The 22,749-nt window shown below is 56.5% G+C and carries 29 protein-coding genes and 3 tRNA genes; 8 read left to right on the forward strand and 24 right to left on the reverse strand.

The annotated features are described in order from the left end of the window. Positions 1 to 167 precede the first annotated feature (167 nt). Positions 168 to 533, forward strand: a complete 366-nt coding sequence (locus A7P95_RS01235; protein ID WP_067589945.1) for a SpoIIAA family protein — start codon at positions 168 to 170, stop codon at positions 531 to 533. After that, the gene (locus tag A7P95_RS01240) at positions 530 to 1,180 is read left to right on the forward strand and encodes an esterase/lipase family protein (RefSeq protein ID WP_067589947.1); all 651 of its coding nucleotides are present in this window, start codon (positions 530 to 532) and stop codon (positions 1,178 to 1,180) included. Before A7P95_RS01235 ends, A7P95_RS01240 begins: the two co-directional genes overlap by 4 nt. A 168-nt stretch (positions 1,181 to 1,348) precedes the next feature. On the opposite strand, the gene rplI is transcribed toward A7P95_RS01240, so the two are convergent. The 7 genes from rplI to A7P95_RS01275 form a co-directional block, all read right to left on the reverse strand. Next, positions 1,349 to 1,801, reverse strand: coding sequence for a 50S ribosomal protein L9 (gene rplI, locus A7P95_RS01245; RefSeq protein ID WP_067589950.1), 453 nt, complete (start codon positions 1,799 to 1,801; stop codon positions 1,349 to 1,351). Positions 1,802 to 1,819: 18 nt separating this feature from the next. Beyond that, positions 1,820 to 2,050: a 30S ribosomal protein S18 gene (rpsR, locus tag A7P95_RS01250; RefSeq protein WP_064089792.1), complete on the reverse strand. Its 231-nt coding sequence runs from the start codon at positions 2,048 to 2,050 to the stop codon at positions 1,820 to 1,822. Between the two features lie 5 nt (positions 2,051 to 2,055). Further along, a complete protein-coding gene (priB, locus tag A7P95_RS01255; RefSeq protein WP_067590345.1) occupies positions 2,056 to 2,352 on the reverse strand; it encodes a primosomal replication protein N in 297 nt (98 codons plus the stop codon). 8 nt (positions 2,353 to 2,360) lie between these two features. Then, a complete protein-coding gene (gene rpsF / locus A7P95_RS01260; protein WP_067589952.1) occupies positions 2,361 to 2,738 on the reverse strand; it encodes a 30S ribosomal protein S6 in 378 nt (125 codons plus the stop codon). Between the two features lie 219 nt (positions 2,739 to 2,957). Continuing rightward, a tRNA-His gene (locus tag A7P95_RS01265) sits at positions 2,958 to 3,033 on the reverse strand. A gap of 13 nt (positions 3,034 to 3,046) precedes the next feature. Continuing rightward, a tRNA-Arg gene (locus A7P95_RS01270) sits at positions 3,047 to 3,123 on the reverse strand. Between the two features lie 39 nt (positions 3,124 to 3,162). Continuing rightward, positions 3,163 to 3,240: transfer RNA gene (locus A7P95_RS01275), tRNA-Pro, on the reverse strand. 302 nt (positions 3,241 to 3,542) lie between these two features. Here A7P95_RS01275 and folD point away from each other — a divergent pair. The 4 genes from folD (at position 3,543) to A7P95_RS01295 (ending at position 7,011) form a co-directional block, all read left to right on the forward strand. Continuing rightward, entirely contained in the window at positions 3,543 to 4,406 is an 864-nt protein-coding gene (gene folD / locus A7P95_RS01280; RefSeq protein ID WP_067589954.1) for a bifunctional methylenetetrahydrofolate dehydrogenase/methenyltetrahydrofolate cyclohydrolase FolD, read from the forward strand. A 489-nt stretch (positions 4,407 to 4,895) separates the two neighbouring features. Further along, positions 4,896 to 5,372 (forward strand): LPS-assembly lipoprotein LptE, encoded by a 477-nt coding sequence (locus A7P95_RS01285; RefSeq protein ID WP_067589957.1) that lies wholly within the window; start codon positions 4,896 to 4,898, stop codon positions 5,370 to 5,372. Next, positions 5,372 to 6,379 carry a DNA polymerase III subunit delta gene (holA, locus tag A7P95_RS01290; RefSeq protein ID WP_067589960.1) on the forward strand — a complete coding sequence of 336 codons (1,008 nt, stop codon included), beginning with the start codon at positions 5,372 to 5,374 and terminating at the stop codon, positions 6,377 to 6,379. The genes A7P95_RS01285 and holA overlap by 1 nt, the downstream gene beginning before the upstream one ends. A 179-nt stretch (positions 6,380 to 6,558) precedes the next feature. Further along, positions 6,559 to 7,011: a hypothetical protein gene (locus A7P95_RS01295; RefSeq protein ID WP_067589963.1), complete on the forward strand. Its 453-nt coding sequence runs from the start codon at positions 6,559 to 6,561 to the stop codon at positions 7,009 to 7,011. A gap of 64 nt (positions 7,012 to 7,075) precedes the next feature. Here A7P95_RS01295 and A7P95_RS01300 read toward each other — a convergent pair whose 3' ends face one another. From A7P95_RS01300 to A7P95_RS01320, 5 genes are all read right to left on the reverse strand, one after another. Then, a complete protein-coding gene (locus A7P95_RS01300) occupies positions 7,076 to 7,270 on the reverse strand; it encodes a DUF1737 domain-containing protein (RefSeq protein WP_067589966.1) in 195 nt (64 codons plus the stop codon). A 109-nt stretch (positions 7,271 to 7,379) separates the two neighbouring features. Beyond that, positions 7,380 to 7,871, reverse strand: a complete 492-nt coding sequence (locus A7P95_RS01305; protein WP_067589969.1) for a hypothetical protein — start codon at positions 7,869 to 7,871, stop codon at positions 7,380 to 7,382. A 31-nt stretch (positions 7,872 to 7,902) separates the two neighbouring features. After that, complete coding sequence (locus A7P95_RS01310; protein ID WP_067589971.1) at positions 7,903 to 8,511, reverse strand: BON domain-containing protein; 609 nt, start codon at positions 8,509 to 8,511, stop codon at positions 7,903 to 7,905. A 57-nt stretch (positions 8,512 to 8,568) separates the two neighbouring features. Further along, positions 8,569 to 9,159 (reverse strand): phosphoheptose isomerase, encoded by a 591-nt coding sequence (locus tag A7P95_RS01315; RefSeq protein WP_067589974.1) that lies wholly within the window; start codon positions 9,157 to 9,159, stop codon positions 8,569 to 8,571. A gap of 273 nt (positions 9,160 to 9,432) precedes the next feature. After that, positions 9,433 to 9,780, reverse strand: coding sequence for a YraN family protein (locus tag A7P95_RS01320; RefSeq protein ID WP_067589977.1), 348 nt, complete (start codon positions 9,778 to 9,780; stop codon positions 9,433 to 9,435). 58 nt (positions 9,781 to 9,838) lie between these two features. On the opposite strand from A7P95_RS01320, the gene rsmI reads away from it, so the two are divergent. After that, positions 9,839 to 10,717: a 16S rRNA (cytidine(1402)-2'-O)-methyltransferase gene (gene rsmI, locus A7P95_RS01325; protein WP_067589980.1), complete on the forward strand. Its 879-nt coding sequence runs from the start codon at positions 9,839 to 9,841 to the stop codon at positions 10,715 to 10,717. A 196-nt stretch (positions 10,718 to 10,913) separates the two neighbouring features. Here the strand turns inward: rsmI and A7P95_RS12440 are convergent, their stop codons facing one another. From A7P95_RS12440 to gshB, 8 genes are all read right to left on the reverse strand, one after another. Then, complete coding sequence (locus A7P95_RS12440; RefSeq protein WP_425387459.1) at positions 10,914 to 11,030, reverse strand: DUF7710 domain-containing protein; 117 nt, start codon at positions 11,028 to 11,030, stop codon at positions 10,914 to 10,916. Positions 11,031 to 11,033: 3 nt separating this feature from the next. After that, positions 11,034 to 11,171 (reverse strand): DUF7710 domain-containing protein, encoded by a 138-nt coding sequence (locus tag A7P95_RS12445; protein WP_425387460.1) that lies wholly within the window; start codon positions 11,169 to 11,171, stop codon positions 11,034 to 11,036. 19 nt (positions 11,172 to 11,190) lie between these two features. Next, positions 11,191 to 11,616, reverse strand: coding sequence for a hypothetical protein (locus A7P95_RS01335; RefSeq protein WP_067589983.1), 426 nt, complete (start codon positions 11,614 to 11,616; stop codon positions 11,191 to 11,193). Between the two features lie 271 nt (positions 11,617 to 11,887). After that, entirely contained in the window at positions 11,888 to 12,331 is a 444-nt protein-coding gene (locus A7P95_RS01340) for a hypothetical protein (RefSeq protein WP_067589987.1), read from the reverse strand. 351 nt (positions 12,332 to 12,682) lie between these two features. Next, entirely contained in the window at positions 12,683 to 13,147 is a 465-nt protein-coding gene (locus A7P95_RS01345) for a copper chaperone PCu(A)C (protein WP_067589990.1), read from the reverse strand. Positions 13,148 to 13,171: 24 nt separating this feature from the next. Continuing rightward, a complete protein-coding gene (locus A7P95_RS01350) occupies positions 13,172 to 13,534 on the reverse strand; it encodes a diacylglycerol kinase (RefSeq protein WP_067589993.1) in 363 nt (120 codons plus the stop codon). Beyond that, positions 13,531 to 14,187, reverse strand: a complete 657-nt coding sequence (locus A7P95_RS01355; protein WP_067589996.1) for a hypothetical protein — start codon at positions 14,185 to 14,187, stop codon at positions 13,531 to 13,533. Before A7P95_RS01355 ends, A7P95_RS01350 begins: the two co-directional genes overlap by 4 nt. Positions 14,188 to 14,564: 377 nt before the next feature. After that, complete coding sequence (gene gshB, locus A7P95_RS01360) at positions 14,565 to 15,518, reverse strand: glutathione synthase (protein ID WP_067589999.1); 954 nt, start codon at positions 15,516 to 15,518, stop codon at positions 14,565 to 14,567. Between the two features lie 212 nt (positions 15,519 to 15,730). On the opposite strand from gshB, the gene folE2 reads away from it, so the two are divergent. After that, positions 15,731 to 16,513, forward strand: a complete 783-nt coding sequence (folE2, locus tag A7P95_RS01365) for a GTP cyclohydrolase FolE2 (protein ID WP_067590003.1) — start codon at positions 15,731 to 15,733, stop codon at positions 16,511 to 16,513. Between the two features lie 142 nt (positions 16,514 to 16,655). Here folE2 and A7P95_RS01370 read toward each other — a convergent pair whose 3' ends face one another. The 4 genes from A7P95_RS01370 to A7P95_RS01380 are packed head-to-tail and all read right to left on the reverse strand — an operon-like array spanning position 16,656 to position 22,722. Next, positions 16,656 to 18,929, reverse strand: a complete 2,274-nt coding sequence (locus A7P95_RS01370) for a type I restriction endonuclease subunit R (protein ID WP_245636543.1) — start codon at positions 18,927 to 18,929, stop codon at positions 16,656 to 16,658. Continuing rightward, positions 18,929 to 19,846 (reverse strand): type I restriction endonuclease, encoded by a 918-nt coding sequence (locus A7P95_RS12100; protein ID WP_245636538.1) that lies wholly within the window; start codon positions 19,844 to 19,846, stop codon positions 18,929 to 18,931. Before A7P95_RS12100 ends, A7P95_RS01370 begins: the two co-directional genes overlap by 1 nt. A 19-nt stretch (positions 19,847 to 19,865) precedes the next feature. Beyond that, a complete protein-coding gene (locus A7P95_RS01375; RefSeq protein WP_218916345.1) occupies positions 19,866 to 21,128 on the reverse strand; it encodes a restriction endonuclease subunit S in 1,263 nt (420 codons plus the stop codon). Beyond that, entirely contained in the window at positions 21,064 to 22,722 is a 1,659-nt protein-coding gene (locus A7P95_RS01380) for a class I SAM-dependent DNA methyltransferase (protein WP_156503457.1), read from the reverse strand. Before A7P95_RS01380 ends, A7P95_RS01375 begins: the two co-directional genes overlap by 65 nt. Positions 22,723 to 22,749 lie beyond the last annotated feature (27 nt).

Raw genomic sequence — 22,749 nt, forward strand, 5'->3', positions numbered from 1 at the left:
TAGCCTTTTGCTTCATACCGCCGCAAACGTTTACCCACGTCAAACCTTCGCCCACCCCCGCATAGAAAACCGCCAAACCGCCCCCATTTCGCTATAATAAGCAGGCACACCCAGTGCCGGTACCACTCCCACCCTTGCGGGAAACCCATCTCAACAGGAGTTCTTCCATGATTTCCATCCGCCAGCAAAACTACGGCCTCAACGTTGCCCTCTACAACGAATTCACCCTCGAAGACTTCAAAACCCTAGAAGCCGCCATCATCGAATGCCTCGGTCGCGTCCACCGCCCCGACATTCTGCTCGACCTCTCCCTGCTGCGCGACTACACCATCGACATGGCCGCCGAACAACTGCGCTTCCTAAATATCCACGACAACGACTTCGGCCGTATCGCCGTCGTCACCAACGACCTCTGGATCCGCCTCTCCTCCCACATCTCCAGCCTGCTCACCCGCCAACACCCCAAATACTTCAACGACGCCGCCGAAGCCCAGCAATGGATACTCTCCAGCGGCAGCCACCAACAGCCATGAACCCGAACACCCCCCTGCACGTCATGCTGCTGCACGGCCTGCACATGCACGCCTGGGCCATGCTCCCCTTCAGCCGCCACCTGCGCCCATACGGTATCCACAGCCAGCGCTTCGGCTACTACAGCGTCGCCCAAACCCTGCCCCAGCACAGCCGCCGCCTCGCCGAAGCCGTGCGCCACCACTACCAACAACACAGCGAACCCCTGCACTTTGTCTGCCACAGCCTCGGCGGCCTCGTCCTGCGCCGCTTCGCCGCCGACCACCCCGAGCTGATACGCGGCCGCAGCGTCACCCTCGCCACCCCGCACCTAGGCAGCGAAGCCGCCGACCGCCTGCACCGTCTCGCCCCCGCCCTGATCCGCGGTGCCTACCCCGCCGGGCTCGATGGCCAAGTCCCGCCCTGGCCGCCCCAGCTCGAACTCGGCTGCATCGCCGGCAGCCGCAACCTCGGGCTCGGCCAGCTCATCGGCCTGCGCGGCGAAGGCGACGGCTCCGTATTGCTCAGTGAAACCAAAGCAGAAAACTGCCGTGACTACTTAGTCTTGCCCGTGAGTCACTCCGCCATGCTCACCGACAAAACCGTCGCCATGCAAACCGCCCACTTCCTGCGCCACGGCCACTTCCTCCATACTGAAGAATCCGCCTGAGCCAGCACGAATTGCCGTACCACAAGATTTTCAGGTAGCCTTCCCTATCAATTAAAGCTACCCGACAATACCGATAGCACCCACCCCTTGGCAATTTAAACTGGCATACAAAAAGGCTACCTGAAAATTTTCAGGTAGCCTTTCGTCTTGTATCACACAAACCGAAGATTATTCCTCAGTCGGCACCACCACCACTTTGACGCCGGCCACGGCATCGGTATGCAGCGCCACTTCGATTTCGTATTCGCCCACAGCTTTGAACGGACCGTTGGGCAGGCGAACGTTGGCTTTCACCGCTTCCACACCGAATGCGCGGATGGCTTCGGCGATGTCGGCATTGGTAACGGAACCGAACAGACGGCCATCCACACCGGCTTTCTGCGCGATGGTGATGATCTGGCCTTCCAGCTTGGCCTGGCGAGCCTGGGCATCAGCCAGAATTTCAGCCTGACGGGCTTCCAGCTCGGCGCGGCGGGCTTCGAAATCAGCCAGAGCAGCTTCGGTAGCACGCTTAGCTTTACCTTGCGGAATCAGGAAATTGCGGGCATAACCGTTTTTCACGGTTACCACGTCGCCCAAGTTACCCAAACCGCCAATTTTTTCTAACAGAATGATTTGCATAATAAAATTCTCCGTTAATTATTTGTGTTGGTCGGTGTAGGGCAGCAGAGCCAGGAAACGGGCACGTTTCACGGCCACAGACAGCTGGCGCTGGTAGTGGGCTTTGGTGCCGGTGATGCGGGCGGGAATGATTTTGCCGTTTTCAGAAATGAAATCTTTCAGCAAATCCACTGCTTTGTAATCTACTTGTTTGATACCTTCCGCGGTGAAGCGGCAGAATTTTCTACGTTTAAATGTTTGACGAGCCATCTCATTCAACCTTTATTTTCATCAATAGTCTGTATATGCAGTATGGGGCGGCGGTATTTTTGGCTGTATGCGGCAAGAAACCCTGCCACCTCCACCACACTGCCTACTTTGTTTTGCCAGATTTTCGCCTGTTCGCCGATGATTTTCGCCTGTATTTCAAACCGGGCGAGATACGGTTCGCCTGCTTCAAGCTGCCAAGATTCGTGCTCTAAAACCAAACCCAGCACAGCAATGCCGGCCGGCGTATAGCGCAAAGTATCGGCTTCTTTAATGCGGGCTCCGAAGCGAACGGCGTTATCCAAAATCAATCTCAGGCTTCGGCGGCAGCCGCTTCTTCCTGGGGCTGGCCATCCAGCAGGTTTTTGGATTTTTCTTCTTTCATCATCGGGGAAGCTTCAGTAACGGCTTCGTCCATCTTAACAGTGAGATGGCGCAGAACGGCATCGTTGAAGCGGAAACCGGTTTCCAGCTCTTCGATCACTTCCGGGGTGCACTCGATGTTCATCAGCACATAGTGTGCTTTGTGCAGCTTGTTGATGGGGTAAGCCAATTGGCGGCGGCCCCAGTCTTCCAAGCGGTGGATGTGGCCGCCCGATTCGGCGATCAGGGTTTTGTAGCGCTCAACCATAGCGGGCACTTGCTCGCTCTGGTCGGGGTGAACGATGAATACAATCTCGTAATGACGCATGCTCTCTCCTTACGGCTAATACAGCCCGCCATCATGCGGATATAGCGGGCAAGGGGTGGAAAACGCGGCATTATATTAGTAAAAACCAGTTTAAGCAAACATTTGCCAGCCCAAAGCCCAAGCGGCTACCTGAAAATTCAGCCGCACCGAAGTAAAAATGCAACAACAAAACACAAGCAAAAGAAAACCCGCGCGGTCTCGCACGGGTTTTCAGATGGGTGGGGTGGCTGATGGGGCTCGAACCCACGACAACCGGAATCACAATCCGGGGCTCTACCAACTGAGCTACAGCCACCACAAAAAACTTTTGGCGCGCCCGACAGGAATCGAACCTGTAACCGCCCGCTTAGAAGGCGGGTGCTCTATCCGGTTGAGCTACGGGCGCTCTACCTTTTCCTGTCGTTCACAACATTTCGGAGGACTTTGGTCGGGGCGGTGGGATTCGAACTCACGACCCTCTGCTCCCAAAGCAGATGCGCTAACCAGACTGCGCTACGCCCCGATAAGAAAGACGGATTCTACGCAAGCACCTTCCCGCTTGTCAAGCAGGCTACCTGAAAATAAATCGGCAACCTTATCCACAACCCAACCTAGCCAATTTAAATCAACCATTTAACCAAACCCAAACCACCGCATAGTAAACACAAAAACAGCACTCCCGCACACTAACCCAGCCCCCGTTTTCCCGATAAAAATCATTAACAACGTGCTATAATCAACACAATAAATCATCTCTATCGCCGCCAAGTTCCCCACATGCGGCACGCCCCGATTCCCCCTCACCAACCCACGAAAGGAATAGTCATGACCGCACAGATTCTCGATGGCAAAGCCGTAGCCGAGCAGCGCCTGCAGAAAATTGCCGAGCAGGTGGCCAAGCGCCGCAAACAAGGCCTGCGCACCCCGTGTTTGGCCGTAGTGTTGGTGGGCAACGACCCGGCCAGCACCGTATATGTGCGCAACAAAAAATTTGCCTGCGAAAAAGCCAGCTTCGCCTCCCGTTCCTACGAGCTGCCCGCCTCCACCACCCAAGAAGAGCTGCTGCAACTGATCGACGAGCTCAACGCCAGCCCCGCCGTGGACGGCATCCTCGTGCAGCTCCCCCTGCCCCCCCACCTCAACAGCCAATCCATCATCGAACGCATCCAGCCCGACAAAGACGTGGACGGCTTCCACCCCTACAACGTCGGCCGCCTTGCCGTGCGCATGCCCTTGATGCGCCCCTGCACCCCAAAAGGCGTGATGACCCTGCTGGAAACCTACGGCGTGGAGATTCGCGGCAAAAAAGTCGTCATCGTGGGCGCATCCAACATCGTCGGCCGCCCGCAGGCCTTGGAAATGCTGCTGGCCGAAGCCACCGTTACCGTGTGCCACAAAGCCACGCAAAACCTAGAACACGAAGTGAGCGAAGCCGACATCGTCATCGTGGCCGCCGGCAAACCCAAGCTGGTGAAAGGCAGCTGGATCAAGCCCGGCGCCATCGTGGTGGACGTGGGCATCAACCGCCTAGACAACGGCCAGCTCTGCGGCGACGTGGAATTTGAAGCTGCCAAAGAACGCGCCGCCATGATTACCCCTGTGCCCGGCGGCGTCGGCCCCATGACCATCGCCACCCTGCTGGAAAACACCCTCTACGCCGCCACTCTGCACGACAAACCCGCCGCCTAATCCGGCTTCGGCATCAAACTAAAAGGGCAAACTGCTTCCATCGGCAGTTTGCCCTTTTATGCGCCCAACCTCCGCCGAAGCAAAAGGCTACCTGAAACCATTCAAACCATTCTTCGCAAAAACCCCGCTCCGCTTTCACTTCGTTGAAGCCGATATTTTTCAGGTAGCCTGATTGCGCACACCCAAAGGCTACCCGAAAGCGCAAGCTTCAGCGCAGTTAAAACGGAGCTTCCACAGGAATCGGAGTTTCTGCGCAGCTAAAACGGAGCTGCCGCAGGAAGCACAGTTTCTGCGAAACTAAAACAAAGCTCACCCAGCAACACAAATGCCGGCCCCGCCCAAACCCCGCAACCCTTTCCACTTCTCTCAGCCTCGCCGAAACCTCGTTTTCACTTCGTTGCCGCCGCGCTTTCAGGTAGCCTCCCCCCGCCACAATCCGCTAGAATACGCCCCAGCCTGCGGCACCCGCCGCCCAAGCAAGGAACCCCCATGAAAAAATACCTGATGCTGCCCCTCGTGCTGCTGCTCGCCGCCTGCAGCTTCCGCCTGGCCGGCACCGACCCCGCGCTCACCCCCCCGCTGCCCTACCAAACCTGGTCGGTGCAAGGCCGCGAATTGCAGCAGGCCATCGAAACCGAGCTGCTACGCCGCCATGCCAAGCTCGACAACGCCTTTGCCCAAGCCGGCGTGAAGGTTACCGGCATCCAAACCAACAAAGACATCCAAACCCTCAACCTCTCCGGCACGGTCAGCGAATACCGGCTCGAGCTCAAAGTGTCCGCCCAAGCCTGGCACGGCGAGAAAACCCTCGGCGAGCCGATGGTGGTCACCGTATACCGCACGCTCGACTACAGCGACAGCGAAATCCTCGGCAAACAAGAAGAAGAAGCCCAGCTCTGGGCCGAAATGCGCACCGACGCCGCCCGCCAGCTGGTGCGCCGCCTAGGCTACCTGAAAGCCGAATAATGGCCGCCCTCAGCACCGAGCGCCTGCTGCAACAGCTGGATGCGCCGCTGCAAGCCCTGTATGTGCTGCACGGCGAAGAAGACCTGCTGCGCATCGAAGCGCTGGATGCCCTGCGCGCCGCCGCCAAAGCCCAAGGCTACCTGAACCGCGAAGTGCACACCGCCGACACCGGCTTCGACTGGCAAGAGTTGCTCGCCTCCGCCAACAGCATCGGCCTGTTTGCCGAACTCAAGCTGCTCGAAATCCACATCCCAAGCGGCAAGCCAGGCAAAGCCGGCGGCGACGCCCTGGAGCAACTCGCCGCCAACCTGCCGCCCGACACCGTCACCATCATGCTGCTGCCCAAGCTGGAGCGCACACAAACCCAGGCCAAATGGTTTGCCGCGCTGGCCCGCAGCGGCGTGGTGGCCGAAGCCAAAGCGGTGGACAGCCAAGCCCTGCCCGGCTGGATACGCGGCCGCCTCGCACAGCACGATTTATCTATCGGCCACGAAGCGCTGGCGCTGTTTGCCGAACGCGTGGAAGGCAACCTGTTGGCCGCCAAGCAGGAAATCGACAAACTCGCCCTGCTCCACCCCGCCGGCCACGAATTGAGCATTGCCGAAACCGAAGCCGCCGTGGCCGATGTGGCGCGCTTCGACGTGTTCCAGCTTGCCGCCGCCTGGATGACCGGCGACGCCGCCCGCGTGGTGCGCCTGCTCGAAGGCCTGGAAGCCGAAGGCGAAGAGCCGGTGATGCTGCTGTGGATGCTGGCCGACGACATCCGCACCCTCATCCGTCTCACCGCCGCGCTCAAGCAGGGGCAAACCGTGGCGCAGGTGCGCAACAGCCTGCGCCTGTGGGGCAGCAAACAGCAGCTCGCGCCGCTTGCCGTGCGCCGCATCGCCACGCCGCGCCTCTTGGCCGCCTTGCAGGAATGCGCACGCATCGACCGCATCATCAAAGGCGCGGAAACCGGCGCGGCCTGGCCCGCCATCCGCCAGCTGCTGGTGAGCCTGGCCGGCTAGCGCAAATCAAGCCATGCGGCAAGCTTTTGAACCGCATTGAAATTCCACTTCCTTCGGAAGCTCCGTTTTAACTGCGCTGAAGCTTGCGCTTTCAGGTAGCCTGTGCGGCACACGGGAGGCTACCTGAAAAACTATCCCCGCCAGAAACCATCCTTTCCCAATCAAACCAAGGAGAAGCCATGTCCCCAAAAGCCAAAAAAATCCTCATCGGCGCCGCCGTCGCCCTCGCCCTTTTGGGCTGGCGCGGCTACGATGCCGTGAAAACCGTGAAGCTGAGAGAGTTTGTGGAACACTATAATGTCTTCATCGACAACGAAAACCGCTTCGTCTCCCACCTCAACGAGCGCACCGATTTCGGCGCCGTGCCCGAAAACGTGATGATGCCCGTGCGGCACAGCGCCGGCTTCATGGCCAACTCCGACCGCGGCGGCTGCCACTCCATCCCCGACGAAGCCCTCGTTGCCGAATGCACCGGCGCCTTCACCGAATACCACAGCATTCTGCAAGAAGTAGAAAAACAAGGGCTGGACGAAACGCGACTGAAACAAGTGGTGGAACGCGGCGAACGCACACACCGCATCATCAACCAAGTGGCGGCCAAATTCCCAAACCAAGTGGAAGTGCAAAACTAGGCCTCCACAACAAAACAGGCTACCTGAAAAAGGTTTTCAGGTAGCCTGTTTGCCATTTTCGCCATCAATACTCGCTCAAGGGCTTGGCCGGGTCGTAATGTTCCACTTCCTTCACAATCGCCTGCCCTACGCGCACGCCGTTGTCGGTGTGCGTCATGGTGGGGCTGCCGTGCAGCTCCCAGCCTTGCTGCAAAGCCTCGGTTACACGGCGGCAAAACACGGAATCGTCCGGGCCGGTGAGCATACGGTACACTTTCATCGCGGTCTCCTTCGCTTTCTCAATTCGTGACAACACCTTGCCGGCGTTATCCATTCAAACAAAACAGGCTACCTGAAAACAACACCTGCTTTTCAGGTAGCCCTACGGATTAAAACAGGCTGTCCACCGGATTGCCGCCGCCCTCGCCTGCCGGCTGGCGCGGCACCGGCTGCGGCGCTGGTTTCACCGGCACTTCAATCGGGCGGATTTCGGTTTCCGGCTGCGGCGCCACCGGCTGAATCGGCACTTCCTTCACCACCGCCGGCGCAGAAGCCGCTGCCGCGCGGCGCGGTGCGGCAGGCCTTGCGTTGGCCAGGGGTGCGGAAGCTTGCGAAGCCGCATTCATATCGGCAGCGGGCGGCAGGCTGTAGGTTTGGCCGGCGGCGGCCGATGCGCCGTTGGGCTGCCAGATTTCCACGCCCTGCGCCGCAGAGGCATCCTGACTGTCGGTGCGGCTGTCTGGCCGGCTCAACATCAGCCACGCCATCATCACCAGCGCCATCACCACAACAAACGCCACAACAAACGAAATCAGCACCACGCGGCTGAACATGCTGCGCTGCGGCTTTCTGGAAGAAGGAGGCATCTCTTTGCCAGACATGGGTTTTCCTTAAAATTCAAAAACAGGTGTATCAGCGCACATTGCTGGGCACGAAGGTTTCATACAGCGTTACCACCTGCTGCACGCCGGCAGTGGTGCTCACGGTTTGGCTCACGCGCGCCTGCTCTTCCGGCGTGAGGATGCCCATCACATAAGTGATGCCGTTATACGTAACCACTTTCACATGGTTGGCTGACACGCCCTTGGTGCCGATCAGCGTGGTGCGCACTTTGGACGTGATCCAAGAATCGTTGCTCACGTCGCCGAAGCCGCGGTGGCCGGAGGCTACCTGAATATGGTTGTAGATCTTCTCGGCATTGGGCTGCGAGCGTGCCACGCGTTCCACAAAGGCCTTATCCGCCTCGCTCGCCACCAGGCCCATCAGCAGAATCTGGCGGTTGAAGCTCACCACGGAAAGCTTCGGCTCGAAATTCGGCGTGGTGTTGCTGTTGCGCAGGTGGGTGAGCGCCGTGTTTTGGATGCGCACTTCCATCACTTGGTCGTCGGCCTGCGCGCCGGTGCTGCGGCGGTCGGTGGCCGACATCACGCCGAGCGCGCCGGCACCGGCCACGGCGGCAAAACAGCCGGAAAGCGACAGCGGCAGCAGGCACAACAGCAGGAGGCGGAAACTTTTTTTCATGATTGGTCCTTTCGGCAATGATGGGAATGCGGGCGTGATGTTTCAGGTAGCCTTCGGCTATTCTTCAAACAGGGTGGCGTCGATGTGGTCGCACAGGGCGTGAATCAGCAGGATATGGATTTCCTGAATGCGCGCGGTGCGGCGGTGCGGCACGTTGAGCAGCACGTCGCCTTCGGCCAGCACGCCGCCGATTTTGCCGCCGTCGCGGCCGGTGAGCGCCACCACCTGCATGCCCTGCTCGCGGGCGGCTTCGATGGCACAGAGCACGTTGCCGGAATTGCCGGAAGTGGAAATCGCCACCAGCACGTCGCCCGGGCGGCCGAGCGCCGACACCTGGCGGGCGAAGATCTGCTCGAAGGCATAGTCGTTGCCGATGGCGGTGAGCGCGGAGGTGTCGGTGGTGAGCGCGACGGCGGCCAGCGGCATGCGTTCTTTTTCGAAGCGGCCGGTGAGCTCGGCGGCAAAGTGCTGCGCGTCGGCAGCGGAACCGCCGTTGCCGCAGATGAGGATTTTGCCGTCGGCGGTGAGCGAATTCACCAGCAGCTCGGCGGCGCGGGCGGTGGGCGCAGCCAGCTCTTCGGCACACTGCTGCTTGGCGGCAATGCTGTCTTGAAAATGCTGCAACACACGTTCTGCGGCGGATTTCATCAGAGGCTACCTGAAAAACGAAATGAAAACGCTGGCTATTGTAGCGGCATACGGCGGTTTGAACAATTGCCGGCGCGGGTTGGCGGAGGTAAAGAGGCGAATAAAAGGCTACCTGAAAACGATGTCTTGCGAAGCAAGGCTGAGTTTCTGCGAAGCTAAAGCGCCAGCTTCAGCGAAGCTAAAACGGAGCTTCCGAAGAAAGCAGCGTTTCTGTAAAGCTAAAATGCCGCACAATTTTTCAGGTAGCCTTCCCGTCCCGCACAGCTCGCCGCCTCAATACCCGCCGATATTCTGCACCCACTGCGGCGGGGCGCTGCCTTCGAGCAGCACGGCGTCGAGGCGGCAGGCTTGGTTCGGGGCGTGCTGCTGGAGCCAGGCTTCGGCGCTGCGGCTGAGTTTGGCCAGCTTGGCGGGGGTGATGCTGGCCGCCGCGCCGCCGAAGGACTGGCTGCGCCGCTGCCGCACTTCCACAAATAAGTACACCCCGCCCTGCTCGGCGATGATGTCGATTTCGCCGTAGCGGCAGTGCCAGTTGCGCGCGAGGATACGGCAGCCTTGTTTTTTCAGGTAGCCTGCGGCGGTGTCTTCGGCGGCTTGGCCGGCGGCGTGGTTGAGGCGCATGGGTTTCCTTTCGTGTTATAGTTTGCGGCGTTTCAAACGCAATGATACCCGAAGACAAATGTGGCAAAAAATATTGGATAAGGCGGCGGCGCAAATCGAGCCGCACACGCTGTATGTGGTGGCAACGCCCATCGGCAACCTGGCCGACATCACGCTGCGCGCGCTGGCGGTATTGCAGCGGGCGGATTTGGTGTGTGCGGAAGACACGCGCGTGAGCCAGCAGCTGCTTTCGGCCTACGGCATCCGCGCCAAGCTCATCAGCGTGCGCGAACACAACGAGCGGCAGATGGTGGACACGGTTTGCGCCGCCTTGGCTGCCGGGCAGGTGGTGGCACAGGTGTCGGACGCGGGCACGCCGGCGGTGTGCGACCCGGGTGCGCGGCTGGCTGCGGGCGTGCGCGCGGCGGGCTTCAAGGTGGTGCCGGTGGCGGGAGCGAGCGCGGTGATGGCGACCTTGAGCGTGGCCGGGGTAACGCAATCGGACTTTTATTTTGCCGGCTTCCTGCCGCCCAAGGCGGGTGAGCGCGCACAATGGTTTGAACGCTGGGAAAACGTGCCCTATGCCGTGGCGGCTTTTGAAACACCGCACCGCATCGAGGCGGCGCTCGCGCAGATGGCGGAGCTTCTGCCCGGTCGGCATTTGCTGCTGGCGCGCGAAATCAGCAAAACGTTTGAAACCTTTATCAGCGGCAGCGTGGCCGAAGTGCTGGCCGCCGTGCGCGCCGATGCCAACCAAACGCGCGGCGAGATGGTGCTGGTGCTACACCCGGCCGAAGAGGCGGAAACGGCCGGATTGAGCGAACAGGCGCAGCACATCATGAGCCTGCTCGCCGCCGAGCTGCCGCCGAAAAAAGCCGCCGCGCTGGCTGCAACCATCAGCGGGGCAAACAAAAAGGCGCTGTATGAATGGGCGGTGGCGCAGAAGCGGGAAGAATAAGGGCAGTTTGCTTGAACAGGCGAGAGGCTACCTGAAAATGGTTTTTCAGGTAGCCTTTTATACAGCCGCATCAATGCTAGATTGGGCATGAATGCTTGGCTTAGCGCTCATGCGGTTTGACGTGGGCGTAGCGTTCGCTGAGCTCGATGGGGTAGGTTTTCAGCAGTAGGCAGGAATGGCCCGCGCTGCGTGGGATTCAAGCTTCGCTGCCGTTTTCGTAGTGGCAGTGTTCCAGATGGGCGCTGCTGAAGTTTTGGATGAACTGGGTGGTTTTTTGGTGCGCTTTGCTGGGCGTGATGATTTGGTTTTGCACCGCCTATTCATACACGGGATTGTCAACCGGATAGGCGGTGAGCAAGCCGCTGAGGGCGTGTTTTTGAATCCAACGCTCTGCATTTTCTTTGCAAAAAAGCAGGCGGACACATTTTGGCTGCCACTGCCTTGAAATACCCAAACCCGATTATCTGCCCGGCTCATGCCGCACCCCCTTGCTTGAGCCGCTCGCGCAGTTTGCCGTTTTCGCCGAATTCGGCCAGCGTGCCGCCGAGGTCGAACCAGACTTGCTGGCTTGGCTCCCCGCCTTTGCCGTCGAGGTGCCAGGCCGCCCAGCTATACACGCCCCGGAGCTCGTGGGTGCGGCCGCCGGAGGAGGCGTGCAGGCAGAATTCGAAGGCGACGGCGGTGCGGCTCACGGCCACGATGTTGGGGTCGCCGGCGGAGCGGGTGGCGGCGGTGAGCCAATCGGGCGGGGAGGTAACGGCGAAATCGAGCAGGCGGCTGTCGGTGGCTTGGGCGCGCAGGATGCTTTCGATGCTGGCGCGGATTTCGGCGTAGGGCTCGGCGGCGAGCCATTGCAGCATGTGGCGGGTGTCGTCGAGGAGTTGGAAGTTGTCTGGCATGGGTTTGGAATCCTGTGTTGGCTATTGGCTTTGCAAGGTATCGTTTTAGCTTCGCAGAAACTCCGCCTCCTTCGGAAACTTCGTTTTAGCTCCGCAGAAACTCCGCCTCCTTCGGAAACTTCGTTTTAGCTCCGCAGAAACTCCGCCTCCTTCGGAAACTTCGTTTTCAGGTAGCCTCTGTTTGGCAGATGGGGCTACCTGAAAGTTTGGACTAACGAGATGGGGCGATGTTTCTGCGCAGCCACAAATGGCGGGCTATGCCGGGGAACGCTTAATTCAGCGCGTTCAGGCGTTCGGCCAGGCGGCTGCCACCGAATTCGGCCAGCGTGCCGCGCAGGTCGAGCCAGGTTTGCTGGCACTGTTCGGCGGGAGGGCGGTTGAGACGGCTGCCTGCCCAGGTGTACACGCCGCGCAGTTCGTGGGTTTTGCCCCGGCCGGACACGTGCAGCACAAACTCAAACGCCAGGCCGGTACGGCGGGCGGCAACGGTTTGGCCGTTTTCTTCTTCCTGCGCGGTAACGGTTTGCCATTGCGGCATGGAGGTGGCGGCGATGCTGAGCAGGCGGCTGTCGGAAACTTGTTGGCGCAGCAGGTGTTCGATGTTTTGGCAGATGTGTTGGTAGGGGGCGTCAGCCAGCCATTGCAGCATATGGTAGGAGGCGTGCAGCATTTGGAAATCGTAGAGGTCGGTGGCATGCGGCTCGGGTGGTGGCATATTGATTCGGCGTTGCTGGTATGCAGCCGTTTCTTGTTGCTGTATAGGTGATGCCACTCCACTCTTGTTAAATAGGCTAACAAATACAACATACACTACAGCAATTATGAAAATAATCAGTAGCAAAATACCACCCCAACCAAGCATAAGAAATGGTAACAATATGAATATGCCCAGAATGGGACCCCAAACATAAAGCACTACAATCACTGCAACCACTGCAACCACTCTCACAAAAGTTCGCAGGAAATCATTCATCATCTCTCTCCAATCATCTTTTACACCAAACTATCCTTATCTATTTTTCAGGTAGCCTCCACCCCCGCCAAGAGGCTACCTGAAAACCTCCCGCTAATGCGCGTGATGGTGGCGATGCTGCATCCCGCCCGCTTCCTCCGCCGGGCTTTTCACTTCCACCTGCACGGTTTGCGCCGGAGCGTGGCGGAATTTCAGCGTGAGCGGGAAGCGGCTGCCGGCGGCGAGCGGCTGTTTGAGGCCGATGAGCATGATGTGGTGGCCGCCGGGCTTGAGCTCGGTGCGCGAACGCTCGGGCAGCGGCAGGCCGTGCGGCATGGCCTGCATGCGCATTTGCCCGCCCTGCATGATGTGCTCGTGGATTTCCACGCGCTCGGCCACGGGCGTGCTGCCGCCGATGAGCGCGTCGGCGGGGCGGCCGTTTTCCAGCCGCACAAACACGCCGCCGGACTGCATGCCGGGCACGGTGAAGCGCGCCCAGGCTTGGCTGGCGTGCACTTCGGCCTGCGCGGCGGCGGCCAGGCACAGCAGGCAGGCGGCGAGGAGGGAGGGCTTGTTCATCATCATTCCTTTCTTGTCAATTGCTTACAGCGTATTCAAAGCCATCAGCCAAAACGCGGCCAGCAGCAGCAATGCCACCATCTGCGCCGCCGAGCCGGCATCTTTGGCGATTTTGGAGAGCGGGTGCAGTTCTTCGGAAATCCTGTCCACCACGGCTTCAATGGCGGTGTTGAACAGCTCCACAATCAGCGAGAGCAGCGAAGCGCCCACCAGCAGCATGCGCACGGGCGTGTCGAAATCGAGGCAGCAGGCCAGGGGCAGCAGCACGGCGTGCAGCCACACCAGCTGGCGGAAGGTGGCTTCGTTGCGGTAGGCGGCGGCGAGGCCGTCGCGGGAATACTGTGCGGCGGCGATGATGCGCGCGAGGCCGCGTTTGCCGGGTTTCATAAAAGCTCCTTTGGATGCGGATGATGTGAATGAAGGCCATACCAAGCGGCAGCAAAAAACACCGCTTGGGCAATATTAAACGTGGCGCCGCCGATGGCTGCCGCCCAGACCGATTGCGGAAACAGGCTGCACACGAGCGCCACCGCCGCGCCCACCGGCAGCGGATTGGCCCACGCCGATGCTCGCGGCAAAACAGAGCGCCCGCGCACGGTTTGCACCAGCAACACCAGCCAGCCCGCGGCCAGCAGCGGCAGATGGGCTGCGGGCGGGCTGTGCAGCAGGGTTTGCGCGCTGATGCCCATATAATAAAAGCCCGCATGCCCCAAGGGCGAGAGCGCATAGCCCGCCAAGAGCAGGCACAACACCGCGCGCGCCGCCCTGCCGCGCAGCAAACGGCACACGCCGAAAGCCGCAGCCAGATAAAACACCGCACTAAACGTGGCCGGCAGCACGCCCCAAAACAGCCGCTGCGGCGAGCCGGCCAGCATCAGGACCGCCAAATCCACATCGTCGCCCAAGGCAGCGGCCAGCGTGTGCGAAAACAGCGGATATTGCTCGGGCGTTTGCACAAAGCCCACCAGCAGCATATCTGCCGCCGTCCAACACAGCGCGGCAAACAGGCCGGATAGAAATAATGTGCGTGGTTCGGTCATGCTGGCGTGCTCCGAATGATGGGTGAGGCTACCTGAAAAATCAGGGCGGCAACAAAGCGGAAACGAGCAATGCGGCTCGGCACGAAGGGCAAACCTGCGGTTTGCCTGCCCTTCCCACAGGATGCAGTACAGGCCGCGCTGAATTTTTCAGGTAGCCTTCAATCGTGCGCGTGCAATGTGCAAACAATTGAATACAATGCGTTCCCATTTTTCAGGTAGCCTCTACCCTGTCGCAGGCTACCTGAAAGCGCAGCTTCAACGCAGTTAAAACGAAGTTTCTGAAGGAAGCGAAGTTTCTGCGAAGCTAAAACGATGTTTGAGCATAGCCCAAGCAAAGTTTCTGCGAAGCCAAAGCGCGAGCTTCCATTCCGCAACGCCTACCGCGCATTGCGTTCCACCGCGTCGATAAACTTAGCCGCCACATCAAAGCCCTTCTGCTTCATGATTTCCTGGAAACCGGTGGGGCTGGTTACGTTCACTTCGGTGAGATATTCGCCAATCACGTCCAAGCCCGCCAGCAAAATGCCGCGCCGTTTCAGCTCGGGGGCGAGGGTTTCGGCGATTTCGCGGTCGCGGGCGGACAATTCCTGCGCCACACCGCGTCCGCCTGCGGCCAAATTGCCGCGCGTTTCGCCCTGCTGCGGGATGCGCGCCAGCGCGTAGGGCACGACTTCGCCGTCTATCACCAGAATGCGTTTGTCGCCGTGCACGATGTCGGGGATATAACGCTGCGCCATGATGGTGCGCGTGTCGAGCCGCATCAGGGTTTCGAGGATGCTGCCGATGTTGGGGTCGCGCGCGGTGAGGCGGAAGATGCCCATGCCGCCCATGCCGTCCAGCGGTTTCACGATGATGTCGCCGTGTTCGGCCAGAAAGGCGCGCACATCGGCGGCGCGGGTGGAAACGAGCGTGGGTGCGGTGAATTGGGGGAAGTTCAGAATCGCCAGTTTTTCGTTGAAATCGCGCATGGCCTGCCCGCTGTTGAATACGCGCGAACCCTGTTGTTCGGCAAGGGTGAGCAGTTGGGTGCTGTATAAATATTGTATATCGAACGGCGGGTCGGTGCGCATAATCACGGCGTCGAAATCGCTCAGCGCGCGCTGCTCGGCGGAGGCTACCTGAAACCAATTGTGGTCGTGGTCGCTTTTTGCGCCGATAAATTGGAACGGCGCGGCTTGGGCGATGACTCGGCCGTTTTGCACGGAGAGTTCGCCTGCGAGCGCGTGGTGCAGCGTGTGGCCGCGTTGGGCGGCTTCGCGCATCATGGCGTAGGTGGTGTCTTTGTAGGTTTTGAAGCTGGAAAGCGGGTCAGCGATGAAGAGGATGTTCATGGGCTGTCCTTAAAATCAGTGTGCGGATAAGGGCGTTATGATAAACCAAAAGCGCTCGGCACACCCGCCGCCCGGGCAAGCCGCGCCCGAGTACGCAAAATCGCCGCCATAAACCCGCGCTATAAAGGCAGGCCGCCATTTGCCCCCAAGCCACGGCGGGGCTATACTTCGCACCCTGTTTCCCATCACACGCACCCAAAAGGATAATACGGATGAATGCCATTGCCGACGTGCAAAGCAGCCCCGACCAACGCAATATGCCCATCAACCAAGTGGGCATCAAAGACCTGCATTTCCCGCTGCAAATCCAAAGCGCGGAAGGCGTGCAGCACACCATCGCCCGCATCGGCATGACCGTGGCCCTGCCCGCCTCGCAAAAGGGCACGCATATGTCGCGCTTCGTGGCGCTGATGGAAGAGCGACAGCACCTCGTGCTCGACTTCGCCAGCCTGCACCAGCTCACGCTCGACATGCTCGAACGGCTCGACGCCCAAGCCGGCCGCATCACCATCAGCTTCCCCTTCTTCCGCAAAAAAGCCGCCCCCGTGAGCGGCATCACCTCCTTCCTCGACTATGCCGTCACCTGGCAGGGCGAAGTGCAGGCAGGCGGAGAATACAGCTACCAAATCAAAGTATTGGCACCGGTAACCAGCCTCTGCCCCTGCTCCAAGGAAATCTCGCAATACGGCGCGCACAACCAGCGCTCGCACGTTACCGTAACCCTCACCTGCCACAAACAGGAAGTTTCCATTGAAGAAATCATCGACTTGGTGGAAAACAAAGCCTCCTGCCAGCTCTACGGCCTGCTCAAGCGCCCCGACGAGAAATACGTTACCGAACACGCCTACGAAAACCCCAAATTCGTGGAAGACATGGTGCGCGACATCGCCGTGGCGCTAAAACACGACCCGCGCATCGACCGCTTCACCGTGGAAAGCGAAAACTTCGAAAGCATCCACAACCACTCGGCCTATGCGCTGATTGAGTATCCCTAAGGCACAACATTGCCGCACAAAGCAAAGGCTACCTGAAAATGCAGATTCAACGAAGTTAAAATACAGTGCAGCGAACTTTCTGCGAAGCCAAAATTTTCAGGTAGCCTTTGTTTATCTAAGACTACACACCATATACATTTCCTTAACCAGCTAACTCATCCGCAATCTCCTCCACCTGCTTCAGCACAAATTCCACCGCCCCTTCTGCCTGATCGGGCGGGTATTTGTATTTCTGCAAGGCGCGGCGAACCAGCAACCGGATTCTTGCCCGCACGGCTTCTTTGTGTTGCCAATCGATACTCACCGATTTACGCAAAATATCGGTAATTTCTTTTGCCAATTTGGAAAGCACTTCATCATTCATCAGTTCTCTTGCGCTGTCATTTTGGGTTAGTGCGTCGTAAAACGCTAATTCTGCGGTGTTTAAACCCAGTTTTTCGCCACGCGATAAGCGCTCGGAAAAGTCCCGCCCCATTTGCACGAGGGCATCGAGAATTTCCACTACGCTCAAATTATGATTGTGATATTGCGTGAGTGCTTCTTGCAAGCGTTGCTCAAAATCTTTTTGTGCGGTCAGGTTGCGGCTGGCTTTGGCTTTGATTTCCTGCTTCAAATAACGCTCCATCGCCAGCACCCACAGGCTTTTGGTCTCAGAGTTTTTGATTGCCTGCAAAAATTCGTCGGAAAGCAGATTTATCTGCGTTTGTTCCTTGCCGAGCAGGTCAAACAGATCAATCGTGCCTTCCGACACAATGCTTTGGTTAATCAAGGCTTTGAGCTGAATCAAGCGTTCATTTGCGCCTTTGCCATTTTGCGAACGTTTAGAAAGTACAGCACGCACCGCATCATAAAAAGCAATTTCTTGCTGATAAGGCTCGGCTTCAGGCAACGCACCGCATAAGGCATAGCCTTTTTTCAAACTGCCGACGGCTTTGAGAAAGGCCTTTTTGCGCGGTTCTGGGTCGTCTGTATTGTGCCAATGCTGCTCGTAGGCTTTGCCTTCGTTGGGCAGCTGATCGAGCGTGGCGATATGGTTCGCCGCTTGTGCGATGGCTTTGATCAATACCGCAGGTTCGGTTTTTTGAATTGCCGCCTGAACATCAAAGGTTTTGCCTTCGATTTTTGTATTGAACAAAGTACGGACAAATTCCAGCTGTTCTTTCATTCTGAAGAACACGCTCTGCACATCTTCCGCCAGTTGCCCTTTGCCGGTGGAGTTGGTGTATTGCAGCGTTGCGTCGCGCAGCTCTTCCGCCAGGCCGACATAATCGACAATCAGCCCGCCGTTTTCGCGGCTTTTGTTGGCGAACACACGGTTCACGCGCGCAATCGCCTGCATCAGGTTATGCCCCTTCATCGGTTTGTCGAGATACATGGTGTTACAGCACGGCGCATCAAAACCCGTCAGCCACATATCGCGCACAATCACCACTTTCAGCGAATCGGCTGGGTCTTTAAAACGGCGTTCCAGCGTTTGCTTTTCTTGCTTGCTGTAAACGTGCTTCTGCATTTCGGGTGCGTCCGAAGCCGAACCGGTCATCACAATTTTAATCGCGCCTTCATTGATGTTATCGGAATGCCATTCAGGGTGCAGGGCGATAATCTGATTGTACAAATCCACGCAAATTTGACGGCTAGACACCACAATCATCGCCTTGCCTTCTTGCTGCTGATTGCGTTTGGCAAAATGCTCGACGAAATCGGCCGCTAAATCGTGCAACCGTGCTTCCGAACCGAGCAATTTTTCCCGCAGGCGCAATTTCGGGTTATCTTCGCCTTCCAGCAGCTCGTCAATTTCCGCAAACAGCTCCTCGTGGTTTACATTTTCCGCTAGCTTGATTTGGCGCGCTTCATAAACAATCGGCACGGTCGCGCCATCTTCCACCGCATCTTGCAAATCGTAAATGGACACATACTGCCCAAACACATCTTGCGTATCGCGATCTTCAAGACTGATTGGCGTACCCGTAAAGCCGATAAAGGAGGCATTCGGCAGAGCATCGCGCAAATGGCGGGCGTAACCAGCTTGGAATTTGCCGTTATGCAGTTTTTGCGTAAAGCCATATTGGGAGCGGTGAGCTTCATCGCTGATCACAATAATGTTGGAACGATTGTTCAGCACGGGGAATTGGCTCTCTTCGTCGTCCAAGCCGAATTTTTGAATGGTGGTGAAGAACACTCCGCCCGATTCCCGCTCGCTCAATAATTGGCGCAAGGCATCGCGGTCTTCCACTTGTTGCGGCGTTTGCTTAATCAAGGCTTTGCCACTGCTGAATGTTTGGAACAACTGACCGTCCAAATCGTTGCGGTCGGTTACAACTAAAATCGTCGGGTTCTTCAATTCAGGTTGAGAAAGCAGCTTGCCCGCGTAAAACAACATCGAAATGGACTTGCCCGAACCCTGCGTGTGCCACATCACGCCGATGCGTTTTCGCCCTGTTCGCTTGTGGCAAAAATCGTGGATTCCACCGCTTCATTCACGCCGTAGTATTGATGATAAGCGGCGATTTTCTTGATGAGCGAACCGTCAGAGTCACGCTCAAACAGCACGAAATAACGCACATAATCCAGCAATTTTTGTGGCGTCATCAAACCATTGAGCAAGTTTTGCAATTCATCGCCAAAATCCAATCGCTTGCTGTCCGCTTTTTCGTCCACCACTTTCCACGGCGTAAAGCGCTGAAAATCCGCCGACAGCGAACCCAGCCGCGCATTCAAGCCGTCGCTGATAATCAGCGTTTGGTTATAAACGAACAAATCGGCGATTTCATCTTTATACGTCTGCAACTGATTGAACGCCTGCAATAAATCCGCCGATTCCCGCAACGGATTTTTCAGTTCAAACACCACCAGCGGCAAGCCGTTTACAAAGCCGATAATATCGGGAATCCGCTTGCCACCTTTACGACTGCGGATTTCCAGCTGGTTCACCATCACAAAGCGGTTGTTTTCTACATTTTCAAAATCCACCAAACGCGCTACATCAAATTTCTGCTCACCGTTTTGCTGATATTCCACCTTCACGCCATCACGCAACAGCTGATAAAACGCCTGATTCCGCCCCACCAGCTCGCCGATTTCGCTCTTCGTCGCCAAAGCCACTACAGAATCCACCGCATTTTCAGGTAGCTGTGGATTGAGCTTACGCACCGCCGCACGCAGCTGCTCTACAAACACCACCCCGCCCAAATCGCCACGGGCAAATTCGCCCTCGGCAACGGGCAGGTCTTTGCCGTAGAAATGCTCCCAGCCGAGTTTTTCCAAACGTTTTAGCGTTAATTGTTCAATATCATTTTCGTTAATCATAAAAATCCCCGTAGGGGCGTGTTGCACACGCCCTGTTAAATACGTTCTATAAATCGCCACTCAACAATCTAGGCAACAACAAATCTCTAATCTTAGCCAAACTAGAATTTTCTTTATCATTTACAAAAATCTTTGAGAAATTTTCTTTGACATATTTCCCAAATAATTCTGTTAATTCTTCTGGTGGAACAATAATTTCCTTAATTAAAAAATCAGGGAAATGCCCTTTATATTCCACAAACTCTTGTTTTCCTAACGTAGCAAGATAAAGCCAATACAAATTGCATTCTTTCCCCTTGAAGGCAAATACATTTTGAATAGCACTAAAATCGTAAGAAATTAAACGCATATAACAAGTGTGATTGGCAAATACAATAATTGGATCTTCAATGCTTGCATTTACACCTGCTTTATCATTGTGGTAACCGATAACGCCTGATCGTCCTTGATCTAAAATAGGCACCAAACCTTCTGAAAATGCCGTTTTTGAGCTGTATTTTTTGCCGACTGGGATTTTTTTGATGACTTCATCAATGCGCTTAACCTCCCACCCCCTTGGCACTTCAACCCCATCAACTTCCCCCATCTCACTCGGAAACGCAGCCGCAATCGCTGCCAATTCCGCATAGCGTTCTGGCTCAAGTGCGGTGAGTTCTTCCGTTGTTTTTCCGCTGATTGCCGACATTGCGGCAAGTTCCGCTTCGGCTTGGGTTTTGCTGTCACGAAGGGCGGCGGCTTTGGCGCGGACGGGGTCGAAATCCACAAACCAGCTTTTGAAAATCGCTTGGGCGATCTGTTCTAGGGTTTGGTTGATTTGGGTGTTGAGTTGGATTTTTGCATCAAGGCTACCAAGAATATTAGCTATTTCTTTCTCTTTATCTATACCTAAATCTGAAATTAGAATACTAGATAAATGATTTCGATTTAATGTGGGTACACCAGTTCCAACATTAAAACTTGTAAAATCAATACTTTTTAGTAAGTAATAGATAAATCTTGGATAATGTCCTTTAAAATCTTTTACATATAGCGTTGTATTTAATGGGAAAAAATCTTTTTCAATATATTGTCCACCTCCAATACTTCCGCTTCTTCCAATTACGACGCCTGGTGCTTTCACTTTTATCTCATTGTGATAACCAGCAATTCCTGTTGAAGCTACAACAGGAACATTTCCCGCAATTCTTTTGCTACTCGGTAAATCAAAACCACGTTGTAAAATTATAAATTCATTTAATGGAATTTTACTTATACCCCAATCCCCCCAAATTCTTCTTAATCTCCGCTTCCAATTCCGCGCTTTTTGCAAACTGTTCTTTTAAAAGAGCGGTCAGATTTTGCATTTTTTCTGCAAATGGCACGCCGTCGTCTTCTTGTTCTGCTGTGCCGACGTATCTGCCCGGGGTTAGCACAAAATCGTTGCCTGCGATTTCTTCCAAGGTGGCGGATTTGCAGAAGGCGGGCTTGTCTTCATAGCTGTCGGATTTTTGCCATGCGTGGAAGGTGTTGGCGATTTGGGCGATGTCCTCAAGCGTGAAATCACGCAATACGCGGTCTTTCATATAGCCGATTTGGCGTGCATCGATAAACAGTACCTCGCCTTTGCGTGCTTTGTTGCGGTTTAAGAACCAGATGCACGCGGGGATTTGGGTGTTGGTGAAGAGCTGACCGGGCAGGGCGACCATGGCTTCTACAAGGTCGGCTTGCACGATGGCTTTGCGGATTTCGCCTTCGTTGTTGGTTTGGCTGCTCATCGAGCCGTTGGCGAGCAGGAGAGCCATTTTGCCGTTGGGCGAGAGGTGGTAAATCATATGTTGCAGCCACGCGAAGTTGGCGTTGCCTTTTGGCGGTATGCCGTATGCCCAGCGCGGATCGTCGGCGAGGGATTCGCTCCACCAGTCGCTGCTGTTGAACGGCGGGTTCGCCATGATGAAGTCCATTTTTTTGTCGAGATGTTGCGGTTGGGCGAAGCTGTCGGCGTTGTGTTTGCCGAAGTCGTAATCAATGCCGCGAATTGCCATATTCATGGCGGCGAGTTTCCAAGTGGTCGGGTTGAACTCTTGCCCGTAGATGGAAACTTGGTTGATGTTGCCTTGGTGGGCGGTGATAAAGCGTTCGGTTTGCACGAAGAAGCCACCGCTGCCCATGGCGGGGTCGTACACGCGCCCTTTGTAGGGTTCGAGCATTTCGACGATGAGGGAAACGATAGATTTTGGGGTGAAATACTGCCCGCCGCGTTTGCCTTCCGCTTGGGCGAATCTGCCGAGGAAGTATTCGTAAACGTGCCCGAGTATGTCTTTCGCGCCTAAATGCACGGGTTCGCCGTTGTAGGTGGGCGCGGTGAAGTTGGTGTCGGAGAAGAGGATAATCAGCCCGCGCAAGGTGTCTTCATCCACCGCATAGCCGCTGATGCGTTGCAGTACGCCTTTGAGTTTTTCGTTGTCTTTTTCAATGGCGTCAAAGGCGTCGTCAATCAGCCGTGCCACGCCTGCGAATTTCCCGCCCCAAGGGAGTTCTGCGCCTGTGTTGAGAATCGAGACTTCCTGCAAGGCTTGCCAGCGCGCAGAGGCAGGCACCCAGAACACGTTGTCGGCGGTGTAATAATCGCGGTTTTCCAGTTCAGCATTAAGGGCTTTTTGGTATTCCGTCTCGGTGTCGTAAAAAGTGCGGTCAAGATAAAGTGGATTTTCAGGATCAGTGAGTTCCGCCAAGATTTTGGCTTGCTGGGCGGTGAAGCTGTCGGAGATGTATTTTAAGAAGATAAGCCCGAGAACGATATGTTTATAGTTCGCGGCATCGAGCTGCTGACGGAGGCGGTCGGCGGATGACCAGAGTTTTTCGTCGAGGTCGTTAAGGAAGGCTTGTTGGATAGATACAATTTGTTTGTTTGATGTCTGCATCATATTAAAATCCTTAATAAATTTTATAAA

This window comes from Eikenella longinqua, assembly GCF_001648355.1.
GTDB classification, from domain to species: domain Bacteria; phylum Pseudomonadota; class Gammaproteobacteria; order Burkholderiales; family Neisseriaceae; genus Eikenella; species Eikenella longinqua.

What these genes read in the sequence shown, in the direction of transcription:
- A7P95_RS01235 (WP_067589945.1), top strand. Translation starts at nt 168, where the DNA reads ATGATTTCCATCCGCCAGCAAAACTACGGCCTCAACGTTGCCCTCTAC.
- A7P95_RS01240 (WP_067589947.1), top strand. Translation starts at nt 530, where the DNA reads ATGAACCCGAACACCCCCCTGCACGTCATGCTGCTGCACGGCCTGCAC.
- rplI (WP_067589950.1), bottom strand. Translation starts at nt 1,801, where the DNA reads ATGCAAATCATTCTGTTAGAAAAAATTGGCGGTTTGGGTAACTTGGGC.
- rpsR (WP_064089792.1), bottom strand. Translation starts at nt 2,050, where the DNA reads ATGGCTCGTCAAACATTTAAACGTAGAAAATTCTGCCGCTTCACCGCG.
- rpsF (WP_067589952.1), bottom strand. Translation starts at nt 2,738, where the DNA reads ATGCGTCATTACGAGATTGTATTCATCGTTCACCCCGACCAGAGCGAG.
- folD (WP_067589954.1), top strand. Translation starts at nt 3,543, where the DNA reads ATGACCGCACAGATTCTCGATGGCAAAGCCGTAGCCGAGCAGCGCCTG.
- A7P95_RS01285 (WP_067589957.1), top strand. Translation starts at nt 4,896, where the DNA reads ATGAAAAAATACCTGATGCTGCCCCTCGTGCTGCTGCTCGCCGCCTGC.
- holA (WP_067589960.1), top strand. Translation starts at nt 5,372, where the DNA reads ATGGCCGCCCTCAGCACCGAGCGCCTGCTGCAACAGCTGGATGCGCCG.
- A7P95_RS01295 (WP_067589963.1), top strand. Translation starts at nt 6,559, where the DNA reads ATGTCCCCAAAAGCCAAAAAAATCCTCATCGGCGCCGCCGTCGCCCTC.
- A7P95_RS01300 (WP_067589966.1), bottom strand. Translation starts at nt 7,270, where the DNA reads ATGAAAGTGTACCGTATGCTCACCGGCCCGGACGATTCCGTGTTTTGC.
- A7P95_RS01305 (WP_067589969.1), bottom strand. Translation starts at nt 7,871, where the DNA reads ATGTCTGGCAAAGAGATGCCTCCTTCTTCCAGAAAGCCGCAGCGCAGC.
- A7P95_RS01310 (WP_067589971.1), bottom strand. Translation starts at nt 8,511, where the DNA reads ATGAAAAAAAGTTTCCGCCTCCTGCTGTTGTGCCTGCTGCCGCTGTCG.
- A7P95_RS01315 (WP_067589974.1), bottom strand. Translation starts at nt 9,159, where the DNA reads ATGAAATCCGCCGCAGAACGTGTGTTGCAGCATTTTCAAGACAGCATT.
- A7P95_RS01320 (WP_067589977.1), bottom strand. Translation starts at nt 9,780, where the DNA reads ATGCGCCTCAACCACGCCGCCGGCCAAGCCGCCGAAGACACCGCCGCA.
- rsmI (WP_067589980.1), top strand. Translation starts at nt 9,839, where the DNA reads ATGTGGCAAAAAATATTGGATAAGGCGGCGGCGCAAATCGAGCCGCAC.
- A7P95_RS01335 (WP_067589983.1), bottom strand. Translation starts at nt 11,616, where the DNA reads ATGCCAGACAACTTCCAACTCCTCGACGACACCCGCCACATGCTGCAA.
- A7P95_RS01340 (WP_067589987.1), bottom strand. Translation starts at nt 12,331, where the DNA reads ATGCCACCACCCGAGCCGCATGCCACCGACCTCTACGATTTCCAAATG.
- A7P95_RS01345 (WP_067589990.1), bottom strand. Translation starts at nt 13,147, where the DNA reads ATGAACAAGCCCTCCCTCCTCGCCGCCTGCCTGCTGTGCCTGGCCGCC.
- A7P95_RS01350 (WP_067589993.1), bottom strand. Translation starts at nt 13,534, where the DNA reads ATGAAACCCGGCAAACGCGGCCTCGCGCGCATCATCGCCGCCGCACAG.
- A7P95_RS01355 (WP_067589996.1), bottom strand. Translation starts at nt 14,187, where the DNA reads ATGACCGAACCACGCACATTATTTCTATCCGGCCTGTTTGCCGCGCTG.
- gshB (WP_067589999.1), bottom strand. Translation starts at nt 15,518, where the DNA reads ATGAACATCCTCTTCATCGCTGACCCGCTTTCCAGCTTCAAAACCTAC.
- folE2 (WP_067590003.1), top strand. Translation starts at nt 15,731, where the DNA reads ATGAATGCCATTGCCGACGTGCAAAGCAGCCCCGACCAACGCAATATG.
- A7P95_RS01370 (WP_245636543.1), bottom strand. Translation starts at nt 18,929, where the DNA reads ATGTGGCACACGCAGGGTTCGGGCAAGTCCATTTCGATGTTGTTTTAC.
- A7P95_RS01380 (WP_156503457.1), bottom strand. Translation starts at nt 22,722, where the DNA reads ATGATGCAGACATCAAACAAACAAATTGTATCTATCCAACAAGCCTTC.